Origin of the sequence: Nonomuraea recticatena (genome assembly GCF_039533245.1) — a bacterium.
GTDB classification, from domain to species: domain Bacteria; phylum Actinomycetota; class Actinomycetes; order Streptosporangiales; family Streptosporangiaceae; genus Nonomuraea; species Nonomuraea roseola.
Genome location: NZ_BAAATE010000128.1, coordinates 1 through 957 on the forward strand (window position 1 = coordinate 1; position 957 = coordinate 957).

1 protein-coding gene is annotated in these 957 nt (G+C 66.7%); it reads left to right on the forward strand.

Going from position 1 to position 957, the window contains the following annotated elements; translation table 11 throughout:
* Window positions 1-151: 151 nt before the first annotated feature.
* Window positions 152-957: hypothetical protein (locus tag ABFX50_RS50700; protein ID WP_346158487.1), on the forward strand; the 806-nt coding region annotated here is incomplete at its 3' end.

Below are 957 nucleotides of genomic sequence, written 5' to 3' on the forward strand. Positions count from 1 at the left end.
AAGACAATTGCCATCTCCAACTCCTTGGCCCACAGAACGACATGGCTACGATCCGACTTGGATCCTCTACGAGCCCCGCGACTTCGCGGACGACTCGCTGACGTACTTGTCGCGGTCGGCCATCAACGTCAACGCCATCAGCACACCCGCGATGACGCTCACGCAAGATCACTTCACCGTGATCGAGCAGGGCGACGATGACTACTACCTCGGCACGAAGGTGACCGTCACGGGCGCGGGCTCGTCGTCAACGGCCGCAGTCGAACCGATCGAGAACGAGATCACCCTCGCCCAGAACGTCAGGTTCGCCGACCGCCTCCCGGACCTCGCCGGGTGGGCCCTCTACCAGGGCACCAGACCCGACTACCGGTACCCACGCATCCGCGTCCTCCTGCACGACGCCACCAGCCAGATCGCGGCGTGGAAAACGACGGAGCTCGGCGACCGGATCCTCATCCCCGACCCGCCGCCCGGCGTCGTGAACGACATCGACGCGATCATCGAGGGCTGCTCGGAGTCGTTCTCCCAGTTCGAATGGTCCGTCGACCTGTTCTGCTCACCGGCGTCCAGGTACCGGATCGCGAAACTGGACCACACCACCTACGGGCGCATGGATACTGCCGCTTCCCGGCTGGTCAACGCGGTCACCTCGTCGGCGACAACTCTGGACGTCGAGACCGTCGAGGGCGCCGAGTGGTCCACGGCCACCGGGTACGACCTCGGCGTCGGCGGGGAGCGCATGACCGTCACCGCGGTCACCGGGTCGTTCACCGACTCGTTCACCCGCACGGTCGCCTCGGGCTGGGGGACGTCGACCTCCGGGCACGCCTGGTCGATCACGGGCGGGTCGGCGTCGGAGTACTCCGTCAACGGCACCCGCGGGATCGTCGCGATCGCCGCGGTGAACTCGCTCCGCTCGGTGTACATCACCGCCCTGCCCGTCGCGAACATCGACCG